At 62.8% G+C, this 23,335-nt stretch carries 27 protein-coding genes and 1 pseudogene; 12 read left to right on the forward strand and 16 right to left on the reverse strand.

What is annotated here, in order from left to right:
- Positions 1-62 precede the first annotated feature (62 nt).
- The 4 genes from FGU65_RS11285 (at position 63) to FGU65_RS11300 (ending at position 4,268) form a co-directional block, all read left to right on the forward strand.
- Complete coding sequence (locus FGU65_RS11285; protein ID WP_301664576.1) at positions 63-968, forward strand: Gfo/Idh/MocA family protein; 906 nt, start codon at positions 63-65, stop codon at positions 966-968.
- Positions 969-980: 12 nt separating this feature from the next.
- Positions 981-2,414: a nucleotide sugar dehydrogenase gene (locus tag FGU65_RS11290; RefSeq protein ID WP_301664577.1), complete on the forward strand. Its 1,434-nt coding sequence runs from the start codon at positions 981-983 to the stop codon at positions 2,412-2,414.
- Positions 2,411-3,481: a non-hydrolyzing UDP-N-acetylglucosamine 2-epimerase gene (gene wecB, locus FGU65_RS11295; protein WP_301664578.1), complete on the forward strand. Its 1,071-nt coding sequence runs from the start codon at positions 2,411-2,413 to the stop codon at positions 3,479-3,481. Before FGU65_RS11290 ends, wecB begins: the two co-directional genes overlap by 4 nt.
- Before the next feature lie 328 nt (positions 3,482-3,809).
- Positions 3,810-4,268, forward strand: coding sequence for a tetratricopeptide repeat protein (locus FGU65_RS11300; protein WP_301664579.1), 459 nt, complete (start codon positions 3,810-3,812; stop codon positions 4,266-4,268).
- Positions 4,269-4,579: 311 nt separating this feature from the next.
- Here the strand turns inward: FGU65_RS11300 and ruvB are convergent, their stop codons facing one another.
- The 4 genes from ruvB to FGU65_RS11320 all read right to left on the reverse strand — a co-directional run bounded on the left by ruvB (position 4,580) and on the right by FGU65_RS11320 (position 7,297).
- Positions 4,580-5,566, reverse strand: a complete 987-nt coding sequence (gene ruvB / locus FGU65_RS11305) for a Holliday junction branch migration DNA helicase RuvB (RefSeq protein ID WP_301664580.1) — start codon at positions 5,564-5,566, stop codon at positions 4,580-4,582.
- Positions 5,567-5,570: 4 nt separating this feature from the next.
- Positions 5,571-6,158: a Holliday junction branch migration protein RuvA gene (ruvA, locus tag FGU65_RS11310; RefSeq protein WP_301664581.1), complete on the reverse strand. Its 588-nt coding sequence runs from the start codon at positions 6,156-6,158 to the stop codon at positions 5,571-5,573.
- The gene (gene ruvC, locus FGU65_RS11315; RefSeq protein ID WP_301664582.1) at positions 6,155-6,640 is read right to left on the reverse strand and encodes a crossover junction endodeoxyribonuclease RuvC; all 486 of its coding nucleotides are present in this window, start codon (positions 6,638-6,640) and stop codon (positions 6,155-6,157) included. The genes ruvA and ruvC overlap by 4 nt, the downstream gene beginning before the upstream one ends.
- A 306-nt stretch (positions 6,641-6,946) precedes the next feature.
- Positions 6,947-7,297 (reverse strand): hypothetical protein, encoded by a 351-nt coding sequence (locus tag FGU65_RS11320; RefSeq protein WP_301664583.1) that lies wholly within the window; start codon positions 7,295-7,297, stop codon positions 6,947-6,949.
- A 300-nt stretch (positions 7,298-7,597) separates the two neighbouring features.
- Between FGU65_RS11320 and FGU65_RS11325 the strand changes: the two genes are divergently transcribed.
- Entirely contained in the window at positions 7,598-8,980 is a 1,383-nt protein-coding gene (locus tag FGU65_RS11325) for an ATP-binding protein (protein ID WP_301664584.1), read from the forward strand.
- Between the two features lie 71 nt (positions 8,981-9,051).
- On the opposite strand, the gene FGU65_RS11330 is transcribed toward FGU65_RS11325, so the two are convergent.
- The 8 genes and pseudogenes from FGU65_RS11330 to FGU65_RS11360 all read right to left on the reverse strand — a co-directional run bounded on the left by FGU65_RS11330 (position 9,052) and on the right by FGU65_RS11360 (position 16,800).
- Positions 9,052-9,633, reverse strand: coding sequence for a DUF6398 domain-containing protein (locus tag FGU65_RS11330; protein ID WP_301664585.1), 582 nt, complete (start codon positions 9,631-9,633; stop codon positions 9,052-9,054).
- 105 nt (positions 9,634-9,738) lie between these two features.
- Entirely contained in the window at positions 9,739-10,680 is a 942-nt protein-coding gene (locus tag FGU65_RS11335) for a hypothetical protein (protein ID WP_301664586.1), read from the reverse strand.
- A gap of 48 nt (positions 10,681-10,728) precedes the next feature.
- Positions 10,729-11,574 (reverse strand): SWIM zinc finger family protein, encoded by an 846-nt coding sequence (locus FGU65_RS11340; RefSeq protein WP_301664587.1) that lies wholly within the window; start codon positions 11,572-11,574, stop codon positions 10,729-10,731.
- A gap of 4 nt (positions 11,575-11,578) precedes the next feature.
- Positions 11,579-14,578 carry a DEAD/DEAH box helicase gene (locus tag FGU65_RS11345; protein WP_301664588.1) on the reverse strand — a complete coding sequence of 1,000 codons (3,000 nt, stop codon included), beginning with the start codon at positions 14,576-14,578 and terminating at the stop codon, positions 11,579-11,581.
- A 77-nt stretch (positions 14,579-14,655) separates the two neighbouring features.
- Positions 14,656-14,979 (reverse strand): nucleotidyltransferase domain-containing protein, encoded by a 324-nt coding sequence (locus FGU65_RS11350; protein WP_301664589.1) that lies wholly within the window; start codon positions 14,977-14,979, stop codon positions 14,656-14,658.
- Complete coding sequence (locus FGU65_RS11355) at positions 14,960-15,193, reverse strand: HEPN domain-containing protein (RefSeq protein ID WP_301664590.1); 234 nt, start codon at positions 15,191-15,193, stop codon at positions 14,960-14,962. Before FGU65_RS11355 ends, FGU65_RS11350 begins: the two co-directional genes overlap by 20 nt.
- Positions 15,194-15,254: 61 nt before the next feature.
- Positions 15,255-15,365: pseudogene (locus tag FGU65_RS15915) on the reverse strand (HEPN domain-containing protein); the annotation flags it as partial.
- Positions 15,366-15,423: 58 nt separating this feature from the next.
- On the reverse strand, positions 15,424-16,800 hold the full coding sequence (locus FGU65_RS11360) for a hypothetical protein (protein WP_301664591.1): 1,377 nt from the start codon (positions 16,798-16,800) through the stop codon (positions 15,424-15,426).
- A gap of 80 nt (positions 16,801-16,880) precedes the next feature.
- Here FGU65_RS11360 and FGU65_RS11365 point away from each other — a divergent pair, with 80 nt between their 5' ends.
- The 3 genes from FGU65_RS11365 (at position 16,881) to hepT (ending at position 18,537) form a co-directional block, all read left to right on the forward strand.
- On the forward strand, positions 16,881-17,429 hold the full coding sequence (locus tag FGU65_RS11365) for a hypothetical protein (protein ID WP_301664592.1): 549 nt from the start codon (positions 16,881-16,883) through the stop codon (positions 17,427-17,429).
- 266 nt (positions 17,430-17,695) lie between these two features.
- Entirely contained in the window at positions 17,696-18,091 is a 396-nt protein-coding gene (locus FGU65_RS11370; protein ID WP_301664593.1) for a nucleotidyltransferase domain-containing protein, read from the forward strand.
- Complete coding sequence (gene hepT, locus FGU65_RS11375; RefSeq protein WP_301664594.1) at positions 18,088-18,537, forward strand: type VII toxin-antitoxin system HepT family RNase toxin; 450 nt, start codon at positions 18,088-18,090, stop codon at positions 18,535-18,537. The genes FGU65_RS11370 and hepT overlap by 4 nt, the downstream gene beginning before the upstream one ends.
- 273 nt (positions 18,538-18,810) lie before the next feature.
- On the opposite strand, the gene mntA (FGU65_RS11380) is transcribed toward hepT, so the two are convergent.
- The 3 genes from mntA (FGU65_RS11380) to mntA (FGU65_RS11390) form a co-directional block, all read right to left on the reverse strand.
- Positions 18,811-19,215, reverse strand: a complete 405-nt coding sequence (gene mntA / locus FGU65_RS11380) for a type VII toxin-antitoxin system MntA family adenylyltransferase antitoxin (protein ID WP_301664595.1) — start codon at positions 19,213-19,215, stop codon at positions 18,811-18,813.
- A 349-nt stretch (positions 19,216-19,564) separates the two neighbouring features.
- Positions 19,565-19,912, reverse strand: coding sequence for a HepT-like ribonuclease domain-containing protein (locus FGU65_RS11385; RefSeq protein ID WP_301664596.1), 348 nt, complete (start codon positions 19,910-19,912; stop codon positions 19,565-19,567).
- Positions 19,872-20,201 carry a type VII toxin-antitoxin system MntA family adenylyltransferase antitoxin gene (mntA, locus tag FGU65_RS11390; RefSeq protein ID WP_301664597.1) on the reverse strand — a complete coding sequence of 110 codons (330 nt, stop codon included), beginning with the start codon at positions 20,199-20,201 and terminating at the stop codon, positions 19,872-19,874. The genes FGU65_RS11385 and mntA (FGU65_RS11390) overlap by 41 nt, the downstream gene beginning before the upstream one ends.
- 68 nt (positions 20,202-20,269) lie before the next feature.
- Here mntA (FGU65_RS11390) and FGU65_RS16005 point away from each other — a divergent pair, with 68 nt between their 5' ends.
- The 4 genes from FGU65_RS16005 (at position 20,270) to FGU65_RS11410 (ending at position 22,540) form a co-directional block, all read left to right on the forward strand.
- The gene (locus FGU65_RS16005) at positions 20,270-20,641 is read left to right on the forward strand and encodes a type II toxin-antitoxin system HicB family antitoxin (RefSeq protein WP_437344450.1); all 372 of its coding nucleotides are present in this window, start codon (positions 20,270-20,272) and stop codon (positions 20,639-20,641) included.
- A 506-nt stretch (positions 20,642-21,147) separates the two neighbouring features.
- Positions 21,148-21,297 carry a hypothetical protein gene (locus FGU65_RS11400; RefSeq protein WP_301664598.1) on the forward strand — a complete coding sequence of 50 codons (150 nt, stop codon included), beginning with the start codon at positions 21,148-21,150 and terminating at the stop codon, positions 21,295-21,297.
- Positions 21,298-21,464: 167 nt separating this feature from the next.
- The gene (locus FGU65_RS11405) at positions 21,465-22,049 is read left to right on the forward strand and encodes a nucleotidyltransferase domain-containing protein (RefSeq protein WP_301664599.1); all 585 of its coding nucleotides are present in this window, start codon (positions 21,465-21,467) and stop codon (positions 22,047-22,049) included.
- Positions 22,046-22,540, forward strand: a complete 495-nt coding sequence (locus FGU65_RS11410; RefSeq protein ID WP_301664600.1) for a HEPN domain-containing protein — start codon at positions 22,046-22,048, stop codon at positions 22,538-22,540. Before FGU65_RS11405 ends, FGU65_RS11410 begins: the two co-directional genes overlap by 4 nt.
- 267 nt (positions 22,541-22,807) lie before the next feature.
- On the opposite strand, the gene FGU65_RS11415 is transcribed toward FGU65_RS11410, so the two are convergent.
- Entirely contained in the window at positions 22,808-23,005 is a 198-nt protein-coding gene (locus FGU65_RS11415; protein ID WP_301664601.1) for a hypothetical protein, read from the reverse strand.
- Positions 23,006-23,335 lie beyond the last annotated feature (330 nt).

Below are 23,335 nucleotides of genomic sequence, written 5' to 3' on the forward strand. Positions count from 1 at the left end.
ATCCGGCGCAGATACCATATGACAGAACCAGCGCTCGATCGATGAGCCGGGGGGAGTTACTCTTGGACGTAGGTGTCATTGGTGTCGGGGTCATGGGGAGAAACCATGTCCGCGTCTATTCTGAGTTAAAACGGGTCGGTTCACTCTATCTCTATGATCTCAACCAAAAGGCGGCAGACGACCTTGCCCGGAAGCACGATGCCACGGCCTGTGCGGATCTCGACGAGATGCTGCGCCGGGTGGATGCCGTCAGCGTCTGCGTGCCGACGCGGTACCACTATGCAACGGCACAGCAGGTGATCGCCCGGGAGGTTCCGCTGCTGCTCGAAAAGCCGATCTGCTCGACGGCGGCGCAGAGCCGGGCGCTTCTCGCAGAGATCCCGGAGGATCTCACGGTCGGGGTCGGGCACATCGAGCGGTTCAACCCGATCGTCGGGGAGATCCGGCGGATCGTGACCCGGCCGCTCTACGTGGAGTTCAAGCGGCACAACCCTGCCTCCGGGCGGATCACGGATTCTTCCGTTGTCGAGGACCTGATGATCCACGACATCGACATCATGAGGAACGTCCTCTTCGACGGCGCCTACGGCCTCTCCAGCGTCGGCACCACGGACGTCTGCAGCGCCCTCTTCACCTTCGACGGAACGCCGGTCTACCTCTCGGCGAGCAGAAAGTCCTCCAAGAAGATCCGCTCGGTCTACATCGAGCAGGAGGACATGACGATCGAGGGCGACTTCATGACCCAGGAGGTCTACGTCCACCGTAAGCCCGGACAGTACGCCTCCGAGAACGAGCGCTACGTCCAGGAGAATATCATCGAGAAGGTGCTCGTCAACAAGGTCGAGCCCCTGAAGGTCGAGCTCGCGACCTTCCTCGATTGCGCAAAGCAGAATAAACCGTTCCCGATCACCCCCGACCAGGCCGCGACGAACCTTGCGATCTGCGAGGAGATCGCCCGATCCTTTTGAGCAGGTACCACCATGACATCTCTACTCCAGTCCCAGATCGACAGACGAGGCTCCATCAGAACCATCGGCGTCATCGGCATGGGCTACGTCGGGATCCCGGCGGCGGTGCTCTTCGCCGACGTCCCGCAGTTCGCAAAGGTCTACGGCTTCCAGCGCGCCTCCCCCTCTTCCGGCTACAAGATCGAGATGCTCAACGGGGGCAAGCTCCCCCTGAAGGGCGAGGAGCCGGGGCTCGAAGACCTCATCAAAAAGACCGTGGACGCCGGGACGTTCCACTGCACCGCCGACTTCTCGAAGATCGCCGACTGCGACGCCGTCACCCTCGCGATCCAGACGCCGTTTGCGAATCCGAAAGACCTGATCCCCGATTTCCGGCCGCTCGAGGAGGGCCTGCGCCAGACCGGCCGCTACCTCGCCGAGGGCACGCTCGTCGTCCTCGAGTCGACGATCACCCCGGGCACGACCACCGGGATGGCACGGGAGATTCTCGAGGAGGAGTCCGGACTCGCCGCCGGCGTCGACTTCGCCCTCGCCCACGCCCCCGAGCGGGTGATGGTCGGCCGGCTGCTCAAAAACATCCGGGAGCACGACCGGATCGTCGGCGGGATCGACGATGTATCGACCCGGCGGGCGATCGAGCTCTACGCACCCGTGCTGACGCTCGGCAGAATCATCCCGATGACCGCGACCGCCGCCGAGGTGACCAAGACCGCCGAGAACGCGCTGCGCGACCTGCAGATCGCCGCCGCGAACCAGCTGGCGCTGCACTGCGAGGCGATGGGCGTCAACGTCTACGACGTCCGCGCCGGGGTCGACTCCCTGAAGGGCGATGGGATCACCCGGGCGATCCTCTGGCCGGGCGCCGGGGTCGGCGGCCACTGCCTGACCAAGGACACCTGGCACCTCGAGCGGGGAGCGCAGATGATGGGCGGCGACCTCGACTATCCCCACGGCGCCGACTCGATCTTCGGCGTCGCCCGCGCGATCAACGACTTCATGCCCCGGCACATGGCGGCCCTGACCGAGGCCGGACTCGAGCGGGCCGGAAAATCCCTCGCCGGTGCGAAAGTCGCCCTCCTCGGCTGGGCGTTCATCAAAAACTCCGGCGATGCCCGGAACACCCCCGCCGAGCCGTTCTATGACCTTATGCAGGAAGCCGGCGCGACGGTCACCGTCCACGACCCGTACGTCGAAGACGACGTCGGCATCCCGGTCGAGACCGACTTCGACCAGGTCCTCGCCGGCGCCGACGCGGTCGTTGTCTTCACCGGCCACGACTGCTATGCCTCCCTCGACCCGGCCCGCGTGAAGCAGGTGACCGGCCACTCCCGCCCGGTGATCGTCGACGGCCGCAACGTCCTCGACCCCGACGCCTTCATCGCCGCCGGGTTCGTCTACAAGGGGATCGGCCGCGGCGACAAGAACAGCCACCCGGTGGACGGATGAAGATCGTCTCGGTCGTCGGCGCCCGGCCGCAGTTCGTCAAGTGCGCTCCGGTCTCGCGGGATCTCCGTCGCCGGCACGATGAGGTGCTCGTCCACACCGGGCAGCACTACGACCACGGGATGTCCGCGGTCTTCTTCGCGGAACTCGCCATCCCAAAGCCCGACTACAACCTTGCCGTCGGCTCCGGCTCGCACGGCCGCCAGACCGGGGCGATGCTCGCCGCGATCGAGGATGTTCTTATCAAAGAGGAGCCGGATCTGGTGCTGGTCTACGGCGATACGAACTCGACCCTCGCGGGCTCGCTCGCGGCGGCAAAACTTCATATTCCTGCCGCCCACGTTGAGGCGGGCCTCCGGAGCTTCGACCGCACGATGCCCGAGGAGATCAACCGGGTGGTGAGCGATCATGTCGCAGACCTCCTCTTCTGCCCGACCGGGACGGCGGTGGCAAACCTCCGGAGCGAGGGCGTGACCGCCGGCGTCCACCTCGTCGGAGACGTGATGCTGGACGCTCTCCTCTATAACCGCACGATCGCGGAAGAGCGCTCGCAGATTCTCGAAACGCTCGACCTTGCCGCGGGCGGCTACTGCGTCGCGACGGTGCACCGGCAGAGCAACACCGATGATCGACGGGCGCTCACCCGGCTTGTCGACGCTTTCGCCGCCCTCGCGGAACCGCTCGTCTTCCCGGTGCACCCCCGCACCGTGAAGTTCCTCAGAGAGTTCAACCTCTACGACCGGCTCGCATCCGCCTCGCATGTCCGGCTCATCGAGCCGCTCGGCTACCTGGACATGCTGCAGGTGCTGGCGCACGCCCGGCTGGTCCTCACCGACTCGGGCGGCGTCCAGAAGGAGGCTTACATGCTCGAGGTGCCCTGCATAACCCTCCGCGAGAACACCGAGTGGGTGGAGACGGTCGAGGACGGCTGGAACACGCTCGTCGGCACCGATACGGCGGCGATCATCGCGGCGGCCAGCGAGTTTGCACCGGCAGGCGGGCAGCGCGCCGTCTTCGGCGACGGCAATGCGAGCCGGAAGATTGCCGAGATCATTTCGAACCTGGAATAAGTAGGCTGCCCGGTGCAGGCCTGCTCTTTTGGATCAGGCGGTTGTGCCGATCGTCCGGCCGTCTCTCGGGGTACAGCACGGGCACCTGGCCGTAGCGAAATACAATTTCAGTGGCGTTGAAATTCATCAATCACGGTGAAATTTGGTTTGAAAAAATGCCAATTTATTTATACTATCTTTTTCATTTGCCGGGGTTTTTTGCCGTCCCGAACCCTTGCAAAAAACGATCCCCCTGTGTTAAATCCGGATCCTATCGAATTTCCTCGGTTTTTGCAGAACGATACTCTTTTATTTGATCCCGTGTGATACCTGCATAGGTGATTGCACGATGCCCCCGATCAACAACCCCCGGCAGAGACGGGCTTCTCCGCCCCTCGATCTCGAGAACCCTGCCGCAGCCCTCAAAGCGATCGATGCCCTTCTTGCCGCAGATCCGGAGGATGTTTCCGCGCTGAACAACCGGGGACTCGTTCTCGGACGCCTCGGCAGGTACGACGAGGCGATCGCAGCCCTTGAAAAGGTCATCGCCCTCAACGCCGACGACGCCGCTGCCTGGAACAACACGGCCGTCGTCCTCGCCCGGCAGGGGAAACACCGCGACGCAGTAGCGGCTGCCGAGCGGGCGACCGGCCTTGATCCGGCCAGCGTTGAGGCCTGGATAAACTACGGCAAGTGTCTCGGCAAGACCGGCAAGTTCTCCGAAGCCGCGAAGGCGTTTGCAGCGGCGGACCGGATCGACCCCGGTGCCCGTGCGCGGATGCCGGGCTGGGTCGAGATGGTGCGGTAAACCGGTATCTTCGACTCTGTTTTCTCTTTTACGGATGCGGCTCCGAAAAACGCTGCGGCATGATTGAGAGATCTTCGTCCGCTACCATCCTCACCCATCGCCGATGCATTGTGTCCGCGGGAGCAGCGTGGGGAGGGGATTTGGGCTCCCTCCCCCTGTCCCCACCCCCGCGAAGATACTTCCCACGGTCCGCTTGCCACAGCTGGCGCAATGAACGCGGGTAGAGTTGTGGGGCTAGAATAGCATCGTGAAGGTCCGGCAGAAGGAGCGATACGGCCTTTCTCTGCGGCAGAAGGCGGCCCTGCCCCTTTTCACGCCGCCGCGATATGCCTGCGTGCGGCCTCGGTGATCTCCCGGCCCTGCGGCGTCCGTTTGACGAATCCGATCTGGATCAGGTAGGGCTCGTAAACCTCCTCGACCGTCCGGACCTCCTCCCCGATGGCGATCGCGATCGTCTTGACGCCCACCGGCCCGCCCCCGAAGTCGCGGGCGATCACCGTGAGGATCCGCCGGTCGACGTCGTCGAGGCCGAGCGGGTCGATCCCGAGCATGTCCAGTGCGGTGTCCGCCGTCGCGGCGTCGATACTCCCGTCGCCGCGGACGAGCGCGAAGTCCCGGACCCGCCGGAGCAGCCGGTTTGCAATCCTCGGTGTCCCGCGGCTCCGTTTCGCGATCTCGAGCGCCCCGTCCGGGGTGATCGGCGTCTGCATGATCGCGGCGCTCCGGAGGACGATCCTGACGAGGTCCTCGACCTCGTAGAGGGTGAGCCGGAAGATGAACCCGAACCGGTCGCGGAGCGGCGAGCCGAGCAGCCCGACCTTGGTCGTCGCCCCGACCAGGGTGAACTCCTCGAGCGGGAGCTGCACCGCACGCGCGCCGGGCCCTTCGCCGATCATCACGTCGATGCAGGCGTCCTCCATCGCCGGGTAGAGGATCTCCTCGACCACCGGGTTTAGCCGGTGGATCTCGTCGATGAAGAGGACGTCGCCCCGGGAGAGCGCTGTCAGCTGGGCGGCAAGATCGCCGGGCTTGTCGAGCACCGGCCCGGTGGTGCTCCGGATGGCAACCCCCATCTCCCGGGCGACGATCTGGGCGAGCGTCGTCTTCCCGAGCCCCGGCGGGCCTGAGAAGAGGATGTGGTCGAGGGTCTCGCCGCGCCGTTTCGCCGCCGCGATGGCGATGGCGAGCGTCTCCTTGATCTGTGCCTGGCCGACGAAGTCCTCGAACCGCGCCGGCCGGATCGTGGCGTCGTCCTGCTCTTCGGCGAGGACCTTGGGTGAGGGGAGTCTCTCGGTCATGGGATCAGTGCTCCCGCAGGCGGGCGAGCGAGGCGCGGATCAGGCTCTGCACGTCCGGATGCGCCTGCTGCGGCAGGACGGCGTCGACCGCCTCCTGCGCCTCCCGCGGTGAGAACCCGAGCGATATCAGGGCGCTCACCGCGTCGCCGGCCTCCGCCGCCCGTCTTCCGGCGCCGCCGCTGGCCGCATGTTTCTTCATCTTCTCTTTCAGCTCCAGGATCAGGCGCTTTGCGCTCTTCTGCCCGATCCCCGGGATCCGGGTGAGCACCTTCTCATCGTCGCCGACGATCGCCATCGCAAACTCCTCAAACGAGATCTGCGAGAGGATGTTCATCGCGATCTGCGGGCCGATCCCGGAGACGGCGATCAGGATCCGGAAGAGCTCGAGTTCGCTTGCGTGGAGGAACCCGTAGAGCTGGATGTCGTCGTCGCGGACGACCATGTGGGTGTGCACCCGGACGGTGCCTCCGGTCTCCCGGAGTGCCTGCAGTGTCGGCTGGGTGACGGAGACCCGGTAGCCGACGCCGCCGATGTCGATCACCACCCACCGATCGCCGGTGGATGCCAGTTCTCCTGCAAGATGGGCTATCATGGGTATCGCAGCATATTCATGTGGCAGAGAGCGACGGCGAGGCCGTCCGCGGCGTCGTCGGGCTTCGGGATCTCCTGCAGCCGCAGCAGCCGGCGCATCATCTCCTGCACCTGGTGTTTGTCGGCACGCCCCGACCCGGTGACCGCCTGCTTGATCTGGTTCGGGGTGTACTCGGCGATCGGGATCCCCCGCTGCTCCGCGGCGAGGAGGAGGACGCCCCGCGCCTCGCTGACGTGCATCGCGGAGGTGACGTTCCGGGTGAAGAAGAGCTGCTCGACGGCGACCCATGCGGGTTCGTGCTCGTCGAGGATCGCCGAGATCCGGTCGTAGACCTCCCGGAGGCGCTGCGAGGTGCTCCGATCGCTCCCGGTCTCGATGCAGCCGAACGCGAGCGGCGTCGGGTAGCGGTCGCCTCTGCTGATGACGCCGTATCCGACCCGCGCCAGCCCCGGATCAATCCCGACGATGATCGTGCCCGTCACTCCTCTTCATCGTTGCATGATCACTGCGTTCTTATGCTAGATACCTATTGTGCATGCGGTCCGGAAGTATTCCGGAGCGGGGCGGGTTTTTCGGGTGGTGGCAGGAGGAACCGGCGCCTTCCCCGCTGTGTCCCTCCGGGATGGCTGTGCTCGCCTCCTCCCGCGCCCTCCCCCCACGCGAAACCCCCAGAAATACCGAGCTTTCAGGCTCTGCCTCGGATGAACTTTTTTGCCGATCCCCCGAAAGGCGTGTGTCGATCCGGATCGATCGTTTCATCCCCGAATCCTCTGTGGATGTGCTCGATCTCAGTCTTCCCGGAGACGCTGCAGGATCCACGCTTCCATCTCCTGCGCCATTCCGAGCAGCACCGCCGGATCCCGCAAGGCCGTGACGTTTTCATCGCCGCGATGAGCGGCATCAAACCCGAAGATCCAGTATTCGCCGCTGTCGTCACGCCTCTGGAACGTCACGCCTCCATGGACGGGAACGGTTCCTGCAAACTTCTCGGTGTCGACCTCATCGACAAACGAGATTGGAACTGCACAGTATCCGCAGAGATACCCGCAGTCGTTATTTCGGGTGACGATGCAGTTTCCCACTTCACAGCAGACGGTGAAGTACGGACTGGTCTTCATGAGGCTGAATCTCTCCGTCATGCAGCAGATCTCCCTTCCGTACGCAGGTGATGGATCAGAGGGATCTCTTTTTCTGCGGGGAAAAGGATTTTTGCCATCAGCTGCACCCCCTGTCCGGGGGGTTTTCTCTCGCTTCGTCCTCTTTTACCCCAGGGTGCATCCGGTCGGAATACCCGCACCTTTTCATCGGCTACAGCAGCCCGATACGAGGGTCATGCTGCCCATACATCCATTCTTTCTGCCAGGCCTTTCCGGCATGGGCAGGGGTGACCTCCCCGAACAACAATGATTATATTCATAATAATAATATTAATAATCATTATGAGGTTTTACGGCAGGGAGCGCGAGCTTGAACTCATGGAGCACCTCTATGCCAGAGCCCCGTCCTTTCTGGTCGTCACCGGCAGGAGGAGGGTCGGCAAGACCGAATTGATACTGGAGTTCTGCAGAGGGAAGCGGGCTCTTTACTTTTACGTCGATGCGAACAAGAGCATCGAGGATCTGATGGAGGAGTTTGGGCGGCTGATGGCCGATACCCTCAATCTCCCCGGCTATATCAGGACCGACACGCCGGAGGCGTTCCTGGAGTTTCTCTTTTCGCTAAAAGATCCGCTGATCGTCGTCTTCGACGAATTCCAGCGTTTTGTGAAGATCCACCCCTCGTTCATCTCCCAGCTGCAGCTGTTCTGGGATCTGAAGGGGCGGGATTCTCGTCTCTGTATCATCGTCTCGGGCTCGTCGGTCGGGATGATCCGGGAGATCTTCCTTGCAGGGGGCGCTCCCCTCTTCAAGCGGGCCGACAATATCCTGACGCTTCGGCCGTTCGGCCCGCTCGACTGCCTGACCATTCTCGGCGACCTCGGCGTAGAGGACCCGGACGACCGGCTCGACCTCTACCTCCTCTTCGGCGGGACGATCTACTACTACACCTTCCTCGAGAAGTACGGGTGCACCGATCTTGCGAGCGCCCTTGACCGGCTTCTTCTCGACGATCTCGCCCCGCTTCGGCGGGAGATGAACGACGTTGTCGTCGAGGCGTTCGGCCGCGAGCACGCGACCTACTACGAGATCCTTGCCGCCATCGCTGAAGGGAAGGTGACGCAGAAGGAGATCGCTGATTTTGTCCGCCTCCCCCCGACGTCCCTGCCCCCGTATCTGCGCGACCTTGTCGACCTCCTCGGGGTCGTCGAGTACCGCATCCCGGTCACGGAGCGGGGGAAACGGTCGAAGATGGGCCGGTATCTCTTCTGTGACAATTTCTTCCGGTTTTACGCCCGGTACATCTACCGGAACATGAGCCTGTACAAGAGCGGCCGCTTCGATCTCATACGGGAACGGATCTTCCGGGAATGGAAGGGATTCTCGGGCTGGGCGTTTGAGGAGATGGTGCAGAGCCTTCTTTCCCGCGACCTCGCGGATCGGTACGACGCGATCGGCCCCTGGTGGAACCGCCGGGGCGACGAGATCGACCTCGTCGCTCTCGGGCAGCAGGGTTCCCTCGCCATCGAGATCAAGAACCGCGATCTCACGTATTCCGAGGCGCTCCGCCTTCTTGCAACCCTTTCGGAGAAGATCCCTCTCGTAAAATGCCTCCCGCGCCCGGTAGCCACCGGCATCGCCGCCCGCACTGTCGATGAGAAGGAGGTTCTCAAGGAAGAGGGGTTCTCTATCGTTGATCTCGCGGACCTCGGGCTCGGGGCGTGACGTCCGCTGACACCCGCAGCCAGGTCCCGGTCGCAGATATCGGGTGAAAAGAGAAATTTTTCTGGTGCCGATCAGTCTTTCGCGTTCGGCATCTCTGCGAGGTATCTCTTGAGCGTCGTTACCTTGCTCCGGATGGACGCAAGCTCGCAGCTGAAGAAGGAAGCGATCTGCCGCGCCAGGGGTGACCCGCCTTTCGCCGGCCGGATCAAGCCCGCCTCCCGGCATGCGGCGTAGACGATGCATGCGCTCCAGAGGTCTGCGTCCCCCCGCATGAGCGGTGCTGCCGGGTGAGCGGCCAGTGCATCGACGATTGCGCCGCAGCGTCTCCTGACCGTGTCGTACCCGAACCGGGCACAGAACTCCTCGCACCGTGCGAGGACCGTTGCAGCCTGCAGCACCCATGCATCGGCGCAGTCCTGAGAGATCTCAAGGGCACGCCTGGCCAGCGCCACTCTGCGCTGTCCGGTCGCCTCCATTGCGTCGTAGGCGATCTGCTGCGCCTGCGCAAGCGGGGTGTCTGCGTGGGCGGATGGCAGGCCGCCGTCTTCGAGCACCCTTTTGAGGTAGGCGTTCGCCTCGTCGATTGATTCGAACGTCTGATCTTTCATCAGCGCCGTGACGCCAATAAGCGACCGCTCGATCGCCGCCCGCATTGCCCCGGGGTTCGGTTTCTTCGGTGTTATGAGCGTTATCGAACACTACTTCCATTGCGTAATACTCTTCTGAAAGCGCCCTCTCCCATGCCCGGCGGAATGACGTTACGCCGTCCGGTATCCCGTTCCTTTCCTGCGGATCATCCCGATCTTCCGCATATCGGTGAGCAATCCTTTCACGAAGTCAAGGTCGAGATTCAGGGTTGCCTCCGCAAGATCTCCGGAATCTGCGAAGACGTCGCTTTGCAGAGCCGCGAAGATCTCATCGGCAGAAGCGGTTCCGTGCCCTTCGAGAGCGTTCATTACCCTCGAGATGACTGTCCTTTTTGCGTGGACGTTCTCGCGGAATGCATCGTATGAGTCAAGGTCGACCTCCATCTCGTCGATGAGCCCGTTTACATCTGCAACATTCAGCCTGACGATCGCTTCCAGGCTGAACTCCAGGCGATAATCGGGCTCGGAGATGATCTCCGTGCTGGTCATGATGGCATATCTCCTCCGGGTTTCGAGTCCGGCATCTCCGATCATCTCCACGGGAAGCGTGGTAACCATGTCTGCGGGATCGACGTGGCTGCGCAGGGTTGCTCTTCCATCTTCGGTCCGTTCGATCTGCCTGTTCTGTTCGAGGAGATCGAAGATCCTGTGGGTAAGGATGATATTCCCGATCTCTTCCTTCGCCTCTTCATCACCAGCTCCCTTCCCCCGGAGCGCCTTATAGAGCCCGGGCATGTCCTTCTTCGGCATGATCGGGGGAATTGTTTCGCCGGGCGGGTGCTGCTGCAGGAACGATGCAATCTCCTCTTCGTCCCGTCTCAGTGAGGCGAGGCTTCTCCTGAGCCACGACCGGGCATCTTTGTCTTCCCCGACCCGCGCGATCTCCTCCTCGAGTGCGGCTTTGAGGTTCCGGATCCTGCCGACCACGACGACCGATTGTACCAGGTTCTCCTTGCGCACGAGGCGGACCGGTATCCCTTTCTTCCGGAGCACCTCCACGACCTGCCTGGCGTCGTCCGGATCGTACACTACCAGCGTCTCTTCGAGTGCCATAGTCTCTCCTTGCCTATCAGCCCCTATAAGACCGGAGGGTGCCGGGCATCATTCCCCTGCCTGCCGCTCCGCGACGCCGGCGGTCCTCCGTGCGTACCGCTGCGCAGCCGGGTAGGCCGGTGCAAGCACTTCAGCAAGGTTTCTGCCTCCGACCGAAAACGGGGCTTCGCCGAGGATCTTCAGCGCCGATCCTTCACTGCCGGCCTCCCCGGTTATCGTGATGGCGAGCCCGTCGACGGCATCGCCTCCCTGCCAGAAGCGGACGGTGGACGGTGGGGCGCTCTCCGCCGTCGGCGGTGTCCCGGAACGGCGCTCCCTGAGCGCTGCAACGACCTCCTCCCTGCTCCGCCCCCGGAGGGCGAAGAGGAGGAAGGGGTCTTCGTCGAACCGCTCTGCGAGGAGGTAGTAGACCGCTGCGATGTGTTTACAGGGGTTCTCCCAGTCCGGGCAGGTGCAGCCGGTCTCGAGATCGTTTTTCGAGGCTGGGAAGAGGTGCGCTCCTGCCTCCTCGAAGACCGTCTCGATCTCGTGGGGCACAACGCCTGCCAGGAGTTCTGCCGCATAGACCGCCTGTGCGCTCATCCGGTCGAAGACTCTGTTCCATGCGGCGTCGGTGAGCGGGCGGAGGCGGATGGTGACGCGGTAGGGCCGCGCGGACGAGCCCTGCACCTCTGCCTGTACTGCTCCGTCCGCGACTTTGATGCCGATCACCTGCCCCTGCCGGGCATACCGTTTCCCGCGCTGCAGCCGCGCGGCGTTCCCCACCTGCTCGAGCGCCTTGATGAACCGCTGCGACCACCACGCTTCGCCGATCGATCCCCGTTTGCTCCGCGCCTTGATGCCGCCGGACACCTGCCGCGGGCTGGATTTTGGGTAGTAGTTCCATGAATCCATGCTATCAATCCTCCACCGCATCCCGGCGCAGGGTCAGAAGGTCGCGGAGCTGGTCGGTGGAGAGCGAACTTACCCAGTCCTCCCCGGTCCCGATGACCTGGTCGGCGAGCGCCTTCTTCTCTTCGATCAGCGTGTCTATCCGTTCTTCGAGCGTTCCTGCGGCGATCATGAGGCGGACCTGGACGTCGCGGGTCTGCCCGATCCGAAACGCGCGATCGGTTGCCTGGTTCTCGACCGCAGGGTTCCACCACCGGTCGAGGTGGAAGACGTGGTTGGCGGCGGTCAGGTTCAGCCCCGTGCCCCCTGCCTTCAGTGAGAGGATGAATATATGCGGCCCTCCCGGCTGCTGGAACCGCTGCACCATTGCGTCGCGCTCCTTCTGCGCCGTCTTGCCGTGCAGGTAGAGGACGGCCGTGCCGAAGCGTTCCCGGAGGTAGCCTTCGAGGAGGGTCCCGAGCTCCGCAAACTGCGTAAAGATGAGCGCACGCTCGCCTGCGTCCAGCACCTCTTCGAGCATCTCTTCGAGGCGGGCGATCTTGCCGGAGCGCTCTCCGAAGGCGGAGCGATCGTGCAGGAAGAGCGCCGGGTGGTCGCAGATCTGTTTGAGGCGGGTGAGCCCGCCGAGGACGATCCCCCTGCGCTGGATCCCCTCCGCACTCTCGGCGCGTTCGAGCATCTCCTGCACGACCGCCTCGTAGAGCGTCGCCTGCTCCGCCGAAAGGCTGCAGATCACCTTCATCTCCATCTTCTCCGGCAGGTCGCTGATGATCGAGCGGTCGGTCTTCATGCGGCGGAGCACGAACGGCCGGATCAGTTCCCGGAGCCGGGCGGTCCGGGCAGGGTCGCGGTAGCGTTCGACCGGCACGGCAAACCCGGACTGGAAGGACGCGAAAGGCCCCAGGTATCCGGGGTTTAAAAATTCCATGATCGACCAGAGCTCGGTGAGCCGGTTCTCCACCGGCGTGCCGGTCAGCGCGATCCGCCGCGGCGCACCGATCGCCCGGACCGCCCGCGCCTGTTTTGTGGCGGGGTTTTTGATGTTCTGGGCTTCGTCAAGGACGATGCAGCCCCAGGCCACGGAGGCGAGGCTCTCCTCGTCGCGGACGGCCAGGGGATAGGTGGTGATGACAACATCGGCAGCGGCGGCCTCTCCGGCGAACGCGTCCCCTGCAGCCCTGCCGCTGCCGTGGTGAACGGCGACCGCAAGGTCCGGCGCGAAACGGGCGAACTCGCGCCGCCAGTTCCCGACGATCGACATCGGGCAGACGAGGAGCGTCGGTGCTGCCGGGCAGCCCCGCTCTCTCTCGGCGAGGAGGTAGGCGATCACCTGCACGGTCTTTCCAAGCCCCATGTCGTCGGCGAGGCAGGCGCCGCATTCGTTCTGCGTAAGAAACGAAAGCCACGCAAGCCCGCGCTGCTGGTATGGGCGGAGGGTGCCTGCAAACGCTGCAGGCTGCGGGACGGGCTCGATCGTCACGCCGTCGAGGAACCCGCGGAGCCACCCCTCCGCTGCGACCTCGCTCACCGCCGGCATATCCGGATCCGCCCCGGCGGCGATCCCGAGGAGGTCGGCGGCCGTCATGGTGCCGGAGGCGAACTTCTTTCGAAAGGCGGTGAGCGCCCGCTCGATCCCGCCGCCGTCAACCGACATCCACCGGCTGTGCATCCGCACCAGCGGGACCTTCAGGTTCGCGAGGTCCTCGAACTCTTCGGACGAGAGCACGCGGTCGCCGAGGGCGACCGTCCAGTCGAACGAGACGAGCGCATCGAGGCCGAGCTGCCCTCCCTCCCGGGCAGGCTTGACCTTGAGCCGGAGGGCCGGCCGGGATGCCGTCTCCTTCCACCATGTGGGAAGGATGACACCGAAGCCGTTCTCGATGAGGAGCGGCGCCCATTCGCTGAGAAATGCGTGGGCTTCGCCGGTGCTGAGCGACACCGCCGCCGGGCGCCGGGATGCAAGGCTCGCCTGGAGCGCAGGGTAGATGCGGGAGGCACGTCCGAGATCGATGAGGAGCCGGTCCTGCGGGTCTTCGAACCGCTGTGCAAGAGAGGTGCATGCCTCGCCGCGCCGGTTCCAGACGTCGGCGGCCGGGATGACGATCCCGGGGTCGTCGACTGCCTGGAGGTGGAACGAAAGCCGCCACCGTTTGCCGTTCCCCTCCGGTTCGTCGAGGCGGAAGCAGGCGCGGAGCGGTGCAGCCGCGGGTGAGAGCCAGTCTTCGAGTTCCCTGGAGAACCGGGTGAGCACCTCCTCTGTGCCGGTGAGCTCCTTCCGGCGACCCGAGAGCATCTCCACCCACTGTTCGGCGGGCGGGACGGTCTTTCTCGGCCTGCCCCGGGGCTTTGGCAGGAGCGGCTGCTCTGCAAGAGCGCCGGTGACGATCGTATGGATTGCGTGGTTGAGGAACGCCGTTACCAGTTTTTCCGGATCGGGCAGGGCTGCCTCTTCTCCGGCGGCCCAGAACCGGCAGGCCGGCGGGAGGGATGCGGCGAGCCGGGCTGCGTGGTCGTGCTCTTCTCCGCGGAGCAGGGCTTCCCAGCCGCGGGCGCCCGGCACGAACGACTGCCGTGCCACCAGTCCAAGGGCGAACCGTGCCGCCTCCGCCCAGAACCGGAGCGTGGCCCCGTGCCCGGCTCCGGTCGGGAGGCCTGCGAGGAAGGCGATGGCCGCCGACCCGTGCAGGCTGACGGTAGGGACGAGATACGGAGCGCAGCCCGCCTGCTCCGGCACGACCGAGCCGGGTTCGCACTCCGGTGAGGGGAACGGGTCCTGCCCGGCGGCCGGGAGCAGGATGGTGGCCGACCCGGGTTCGCCTGCGGCCGGTCCGTCGAGCGCCACGGCGAGCGTGTCGTGACCGGCCGCGAAGGGGTGCGGGAGGACCGGTGGTTTCTTCGGTCTTCTGCCCCGCCGCTTCGGCCCGCTTCGGGGAAGGGCAGCGTCCTCTCCCCAGATGCGAAACGTCGCGGCCGGTCCGTCGGTCCAGATGCCGTGGAGAGTTATCATACGATCGGTGATCTCCGTACGTACTTTCCCTGCAGGGTCTTTAGCGTTGGGAGGGTGCCCTTCCTCTTGAGGGTCTCTCACCGGGAGAAGAGCAGGATACCCGTCTCCGATGCCCGGCGGGCGAGCGGGTTGTCCATCTCGCGGACGGTGTAGGGGAAGAGGTCGACACCGATCCCAATATCGGAGAAGTACGTGAGAAATGCAGAGATCCGCTCGAGAAAAGGGCGTTCGTCATCTGCGAGGACTATCATGACGTCGACGTCGCTTCCGGGAACAGCCCGTTCCTCCGCAAACGATCCGAAGAGAACGACGCGAAGGACGTTCGGGTCCGACGTCAGCCTGTCGACCGCCGCTCTGAGCCGCTCAAGGACAAGGGCCGTATCAAGCCAGAAGACCGTCACAGAATTGAATGATTCTTTCTGCACCACCGACTGCATCGTCCGCATCCTCCCGACCGAAATAATCTGCCGGCTTTCCCCGGGGAAACCCGTCCGGATAGCGTGCAGGGACGTACGAGCGGTCGAGACTGCGTGCGATCCCGAAGAGATTCTGCGGCACGTCGTGCCGCTGCTGAAGGCCTTTGAGAAGATCGACGACGAAAACGGCCCCACGCAACTGCTCCGCGTCTCTGGTAGACTGCCTTTATCGCTTTTTCGGCAGCCTGCTGTGAGATGAAACACGCCCACTCGTAAAATCCGGTGTCACGGGCCTGCCGGGCCATGACAAGGTCCCGCCGCGCCTGTTCCATCCAGTCCGCACTCCGCTCCGGCATATCGGTCAGACTCATGGTATGATACGGCGGGCAGATATTTGAAGATTGATATCTCCCGCGCCCTCTTCGCCGGTCAGCCGCGTGCCCCCGGCTCTTTTGGGAGATATTTTCTCAACGCCCTCACTTTGTTTCGGATCGACGTGGTTTCGAGACCGAAGAAGCCGCCGACCATGGCCTTCGCCTCCCGGGTCAGGCCTGCGTCCTGGCTTGCGGCGTAGACGATTGCAGCGCTCCAGAGGACGGCGTCCCCCCGCGTGAGCGGTGCTGCCGGGTGGGCGGCCAGAGCATCGACGAGCCGACTGCAGTCTTCCGCCAGCGCGGGGATGCCGCACCGGCTGCAGAACTCCTCGCAGATGAGGAGGATCCTGTCCGCCCGCATCTCTCCGGCGGTCGGAAGGCGTACGCGTCCCTGCACCAGGTCGGCAAGTTCCCTGCGCACAATCTCGTTGTCCGGATCAAGCCCCAGCATCAGGATGACCTCCTGCATGAGGTAGGCCATCAGTCCGTTCCTATCGTCAGGGTTCACTCCTGCGTCGAGCGCCTGCGCGAAGAGGCGGCGGGAGAGTTTGCGGAACTTCTCCGGGTTTGTTGCGGCTTTCCGGAATGCAGCCTCCGCACCGGTGAGGGCTGCGATGATCCCGTCGGCATCCCTGATACGGCCCGACTCCTGCAGGCAGGTCACGAACCGGCAGAGGACGGGAACGGCGTTCTCCACCCATCCGGTCGCGGGAAGCGGGTTCTCTGCCATATCCTGCAGGAGACAGGCTTTCGCGAGGGGGCCGTCCCAGTCTCCGACTGCCCGGCCGTGCGGTCCGCACATGTAGACGCAGAACGGAATGACGATGTCTTTCGCGATAGAGGCGGCATAGTCTCCGCGTTCTCTCCGCTCCTGCTCAAGCGTCCTGCGGATCTCGGGGTCCAGATCATCGCAGATGGCGTCCATCGCCTTCCATGCTTTTGCCTCTTCGGGCGAACGCGGCCCCCTGAGGCAGGCGATCAGCGGCGAGGTGCTGCGCACGACCGGGCAGATTGGGCTTTTTGGAGGCAGGACGGGTGCGGTGCCGATCACCTTCAGGTCGAGGCGGGTCGCCTGCCCGGCGTTGCATTCGTACGAGAACGCCGTTCCCGGAGAGAGCAGGCGGCCGAGCGGTATTGCCGTGCCGGTTTCTTCCCCGCTGCCGAGGGTAAAGGCGCCCATACGCCCGTAGCCTTCGCTCCATGCGTCGCGGATCAGGGCGTCGAGGTCCTCGAGCGTCGCATCGGCTCGCGCGACGACGACCAGCCAACAGGACGGGTCGCGGCGCCCCTGAACCCGGATGAGGAGCGACGGCTTCTCGCCCGCAGGCCAGCCGGACGATGCGAGGCACTCCTCGACGTGCCGGAGGACTCCCCGCTTCTTCACCGGTTCCCTGCAGAGCAGGCAGGTGCCGGGTACGCTTCGCGGTGCCATTTCAGGAGGTGATTCGCCTCGAACCGTAATAACCGATCTGTTCCGACAGCGCTATCTACCCTCTGCGGACACCGATCTGTATGCCGAAACGAAAGAGAACCGCATCCGCGACTCCCCTCCTCGACTCGCTCAGCGCCGAGCAGGCAGCGATTGTCCTCGCGCAGCTCGTCCGCGCCGATCCCGCCCTCGCGGTGCGGGCGGAGGACGTTGCCCGCGACCTTCTCCAGGCCGTCGATGCCGAGGCGGTCGCCGCATCGCTTGCGGCCGACCTTGCCAGGATCGCGATCGAGGACGTCTGGAAGACCTCGGGCAGGATCCGCGACGGTGGCTACCTCTACCCCTCCGAGCGGGCGTGGGAGATGATGGACGAGGTGGTCGCGCCCTATACGGCAGAGATGGCGGCCTGCCTCCGGCGCGGCATGGTCGACGCATCGCGCCTCTATTGCGCAGGCATCCTCCTCGGCATCCGGCAGTTCGAGCGGGAATCAGGGTCAGCGCTCCTCGAAGAAGAACCCGACTACTGCGACGACGCCTTTTATACCATCCGGGAAGAGTGGGAGGAGGCCGTCGGCGATGCCGACCAGGCCGACCTGCTCGCCCGCTTCCTCGAGGAGAAGGGACTCCTGTGAGCGCTCGCTGCCCGGGTCATTGCAGGCCGGGCAGAGTGTTCGTTGAGTACGAAGTAGTATACTTCTGTCTCAACATCTTTTGGAGTTAGGGGGAGAAGATTTGCATTCGTTTCCGGTGCCGCTGTCATCGGTTCTTCTCTGTGGGGCTCTGGGAGAGCGATCTCTTTTTGGCACGAGCCCCACTGAAGGCGGTGTTCGCTGGCCCGGAGCCTCCGGCGGAAATGTTAATGGGAGAGAGATGCCACCTATGGACGAGGGACATTCGAATGAGAACGGCGGAGGAACTCGTCCGGTACGCACTCGAGCGGCTCCGGACCCTCGAGGGCTTTGACAGCGTCCGCTTTATTATCCTCTACGGCTCCGTTGCCGAGGGACGGGCGAAGGAGAGTTCCGACGTCGATCTCTGCATATACTACGACGGAGACCGCGAGGAGGGCGAGCGGTTCCGGTTCTTCGCGCTCTCCGAACTCTTCGACGATCGGTACGATATCCAGATCTTCGGGAATCTGCCGCTCTATGTCCGGATGGAGGTGCTGCGGGGACGCATCGTCTACTGTCCCGACGAGCGGTTCCTCTACGACGTCGCTCTCGAGACGATCCGGGAGTTCGATGCGTTCAAGCACCGGCTGTACGACTATATCGGTAAGCAGGCGATCGTATGACGAGCGGTGTCCGTGACACAGTGATCCGCATCAAACTGCAGGAGATGGGGGAAAGCATTGCCCTGGTCAGGGAGCACCTGCCCGATTCCGTCGACGCATTCCTGAATCTCGGTATTGTCAGGGACGGCATCTACAAGCGCATCGAGTACGCCATCGAGAACGTCTTCGATATCTGCGCTATCCTGAATTCCGACCTCCATCTGGGCGTCCCCGGGGCGGACGAGGATATCCTTGAACACCTCGTGCAGCACGGCGTGGTCAGTCCCGTGATGCAGCAGAGACTCAAAGCGATGAAGGGATTCCGGAACATCGTCGTCCACCGCTACGGGGCGATCAACAACGCGCTCGCCTTCTCGATACTGCAGGAGCATCTCGGTGATTTCGCTCTCTTCCGGCAGGAGATCGAACGCTTCCTGCACTCGACCGGAGAAGATCCGATCGCCTGAACGGCGTTGCCGCATCGCAGGGCTGAAAACTCTGCGTCGACGAGACCATGATCCGGAATATATCTGCGTAGTCTTCCGGAGCTCTTCCACCGGTTCTTCGCGATCAGATGGTTGGAGAGATCGATCGCAGCCTCGATGCCGACGATGAGGTGGTACTTTGCGGTGGCGATCAGGTGCGGGTTCCTGATAACGACGTCCTTTTGCATCCGGCCGCGGTCGTGCAAGTGCCCGCACGCCTGAAGAAGCTGCGACGAGAGTGCGGTGATCTTCTCCTCATCGTACGAGACCAAGCGCTTCCCTCCGGTACCGCTTTCGGTAGTAGGCGAAGTCATGATACTCGGCGTAGATCCTGCATACAAATTCGCAGCGTACCCGCTCGTCGCGGGAGACGAGCACCTCTCCGCTCTGCAACACCGAGTACGCGAACGGCAGGGGCGCAGCATTCAGGACTCTGACATCGATGGGCACTCCCGCGATCTCCCCCAGATCCAGTTCGAGCGTCGTCTCATACCGGAGCGGATCTGAGACTCCGCTGCTGCCGTCCTGCAGGAAGATGCCGATGTCGATATCGCGGAAGGCACCGCGTGGAAAAGACCCGAACACGTAGGCAAAGAGAATCTCCTCTCTCTTCGACAGCAGAGCGGCGAGCCGGTCGGAAAGCCGCTGCTTTCTCCTCAAAAGAGAGATCGCGGGGTCTCATCGTAGAGTGATTGGCGTCGGTGATAATGAGCTTTTCCGCGTCGGTGTTTGCTTCGCCAGTCTGCCCTCGAGAAAGTTTCTCTATAGCGGATTTTCAGTTGCTTTCGGCCGGACAGACCTGCGGGATACAGTCACATTCTCCTGATTGGTGTATCCGCGGTATCGGGGTCGATACCTTTTCTACAGGGCAGGACACCCGGACGACCTCATGGAGAAGATCCGTGAGGCAGAAGATCTGCACGACGAAGCGTCTATCGATGCCGGCAGATCACGGTTGTTTCCCTGACGGAAATTCCGAGGTCGGTCCCGCTCCCGAGATCTCCGGTTGTTAGCGGTCAGCCTCATCGAGAACTGCACGGATTGCCCGTTTGAGTGCCGGGAGGTCATCTTTTATAGTCAGAAACACCGCTTCGTAATCCACGCCGAAGTAGTGGTGGCTTATCTTATCCCGCATTCCCGCCGCTTCTTTCCAGGGGATCTCCGGGTGTTTCCGTCGCATCTGTACAGAGATGTTCTTTGCTGCCTCACCGATGATGGTGAGCATACGCTCGATCGCGGCGCGTTCAAGCCGGTGATTGGTGAGATCCGCCGCCGACGAGATATCCTTCGAGAATTCCTCGATGTTCTCGATGGCGTCAAGAATGTGGCGGAGATACACAGGGTCCTTCGGCGTCATAGATCACCACCGCATCACGGTGTATTGTATCGGCGAGGTAAGGGCTCACAGCGTTCTCGGTGACAAGATCCACGTCTCTATGGAGAGCTTTTTTGATCTCGTCCTCTATCCGGACGATTTCAAAGAGGCTTTTTTTCCGGGCGAACCGCACCAGAATATCGATGTCGCTCTGCGCACCGGCCTCACCTCGTGCATAGGAGCCGAAGATTGCGATCCGTTCGGCATCGTTCCGGGTCAGTATCGCAACGATGGTCTCACGGGCTTTTTTTGTCAACGTATACTTCGCCATTTCTCCGGAGCCTCAGATGTTTTTCGGTGGTGAGTATTTCTCTCAACCCGGTATCAGTCTTTTGGAAGGTGAGAGACTTCTCTTTGGACAAAGCCGATGGCACCTATTCGGCATACTCCCCGGACCTTCCGGGGTGCGTGGCTACCGGGGCGACCCGCGAGGAGACGGAAGAGCGGATGCACGAGGCGATCGAGCTCCATATTGAAGGTCTCAAAGAGGACGGGTTCCCGGTGCCGCTGTCACGGTCTTCGGCTGTTCTCTGTGGCGGTCAAGTAGGTGAGGGTACGCCGCTCCCGACGGCGGCCGGAACCTGCAACCAGCCCCTCCGCGTTAAGCAATCTTTAAATAGCAGGATTTCCAGCCCGTTCCGCCGGAATTCCGACCCGTACAGAAGCCCGCAGACGGCCGATCCCGGGGCGAGCCATACTCAACATCCTTGACAAATTACTCGCCCTCATATCGCCGTTGTAGCCTCGCGATCCTGCCGTTTTTAGCCGATCAGGCGCCATTCTGTCGGTTTTTGCGGAAACCCGATTTCGGGATCCGGGATCGCCCGTAAAATTGGAAAATATCCGCAATCCGGGCTTGTTTTGATCGCGGGTGAGGGCGCCTCTTCGGCCGGGCACCGGGATGCCGATCCCGGACGATACGTGGTGGCTGCAGCACCGGGGTGTTCCCGTGCGGTGGGCGCCCCTCGTGCCGGCGACTCCGGGAGAAGACTCTCAGACAGGGCTGGAACCGGCCCCGGGTGGCAGGCGAGCATCCCACCCTTCATCAAAGCCCGCCCGCAGTACACGGTGATGCACCCTGCCGCATGGCTCCGCAGAGGGGCATGCACCAGGGCCGGATCGTGTACAGTGATTACCCGCTACAGCAGAACATGGATCGATGAACAGTCATTGGCCCGGTGTCCTCCCTGATCCCTCCGTCCAGGTCCCCGGGCGACATGCGCTGCGTGCCGGCCGACCCGGCCGCTTCCGGCACCGCACCCCTGTACTGCATGCACCGCGACCTCGCCCTCTCCGAAGACGGTTCGCAGAGCAGAACATCCGGTTCGCCGTCACCGACATTCCCCCGGGCGCTGTCGGCAGGGTAGTCAGCGGGGAATCGTGAAGGTGTCGGTCAGGGATGAAGAGCGGGCGACCGAAGGCATGGATGATCGAAGGAACGCCACGATATGATGACTTCATAATCTACGCACATTTCCGATGGGGCAGACAGTCCCCCAAACCTTATAGGAGATGTTAATAAACAATTAGACATATGTCTAAAAAAATAGACATTACAGAACATGATCTCATGGTAATCGCCCTCTTTTCCAATGGGTACGATCGTGAATACTACATCCGGGAGATCTGTACCTATCTCCCTCTCAGTCACGGGACTGCACAGACCATCCTTGTGCGGTTGGAACAGAAGCATGTGCTTGCATCATCGCAGCGCGGAAGGACCCGGCTTTTCCGGATAAAACCCGGTGAGATTGCCAGGCAGTACTTCGCTCTGGCCGAGATCTACAAAAAGATCCGTTTTCTGGAAGAAAACCCGTATGTCTCGGAGATCATGAACAAAGTCTCCTCGTGCGCGGAGGGCACCGTCCTTCTCTTCGGGAGCTATGCCAGAGGCACCGCGACGGAGGAGTCCGATATCGACATCTTCGTTGCAGGAACCATCGATGAACGGGAAGTAGCAAAGATCGAGAAGCTGTACGACGTCGAGGTCAACACGGTGGTCTACCCGACAGATGCGTTCGCTTCGCGGGATCGCGCCGATCCGCTCGTTATCGAGGTGAAAAACAATCACATCGTCTGGAAGAACGCGGAATCGTTTGTCCGCGAGGTGATGCCGTGAGAGATCGGCTATCCTGGTGTGCCGGGGTCAAAAACGGCATCGTGTTTGTCGAGCCAAGCGACAATCTCGCGGGTGCATATCTGAAAAAAGCTGAAGATGCCATGGACGCCATGCACTCCGTTGCTTCATTCGACTGGAAGATCTCGGCGGGCTATTACTCCCTGTATTTTTCCCTCTACGCCGTACTGATGAAGATCGGGATACGGTCTGAAAACCACACCTGCACCATCGAGGTCATGCAACGGCTTCTCGGCGACTATTTCACCTCCGAGGAGTGCGAGATGCTCGAGAAGGCGCGACGGGCACGTGTAGAGACGCAGTATTATGTCGCGAGCAGTGTCTCCGAAACCGTTTCCGGTACGCTTACAAAACGGGTGCCCCGGTTTCTCGTAAAGTGCAGGTCGGTCGTCGACGGGCTCGATGAAAAGCAGGTACTGCACTTGCGGGGGCTGCTATCCAACCTGATCGAAGGCGGCAGGCATCCCCGATGACGCAGCCGGGCTCTCGCGGTTAAGCAACGCTTAAATAATAGATTTTCCAGCCCGGTCCGCCGGAATTTCGACCCTCACAGAAGCCCGCAGGCGGCCGATCCCGGGGCGAGCCATGGTAGACATCCTCCGGAAATTACCTTCGCTCATATCGCCGATATGGCCTCGCGATCCTGCCGTTTTTCGGCTATCCGGGGCCATTTTGCCGGTTTTTGCGGGAGCCCGATTTCGGGATCCGGGATCGCCGCTACAATCGGAAAATATCCGCAATTAGGGCTTGTTTTGATCGCGGGGGAGGGCGTCTCTTTCACCGGGCACCGTGATGCCGATCCCGGACGATACGTGGTGGCTGTAGCACCGGGGTGTTCCCTTGCGGTGTGCGCCCCTCGTGCCGGCGACGCCGGGAGAAGACTCCCGGACAGGGTCGGAACCGGCCTCGGGATGGCAGGCGAGTAGTCCGTCCGTCACCGAAGCCCGCCCGCAGTACGCTGTGATGCACCCTGCCGCACGGCTCCGCAAAGGGACATTCTGGAGCCGGATTGTGTACAGTGATTACCCGCCACAGCAGAACATGGATCGATGAACCGTTATTGGCCCGGCATACTCCCCGAACCCCCGGGCGCCATGCGGTGCGTGGCTACCTGCGGGCCAGCCAGGAGACGGTCGACTCCCAGGGAGGAACGAGTTCCGATGCCGCTGTCACGATCATCGGCGGTTCTCTGTGGTGGTCAAGGAAGGAGATCTCCTTTCACCTGGTGCCCGATTGAAGCCTGTGTTTATGCTTCCACCGGTGCCTAT

It is taken from the genome of Methanoculleus frigidifontis, from assembly GCF_030464345.1.
Classification (GTDB): domain Archaea; phylum Halobacteriota; class Methanomicrobia; order Methanomicrobiales; family Methanoculleaceae; genus Methanoculleus_A; species Methanoculleus_A frigidifontis.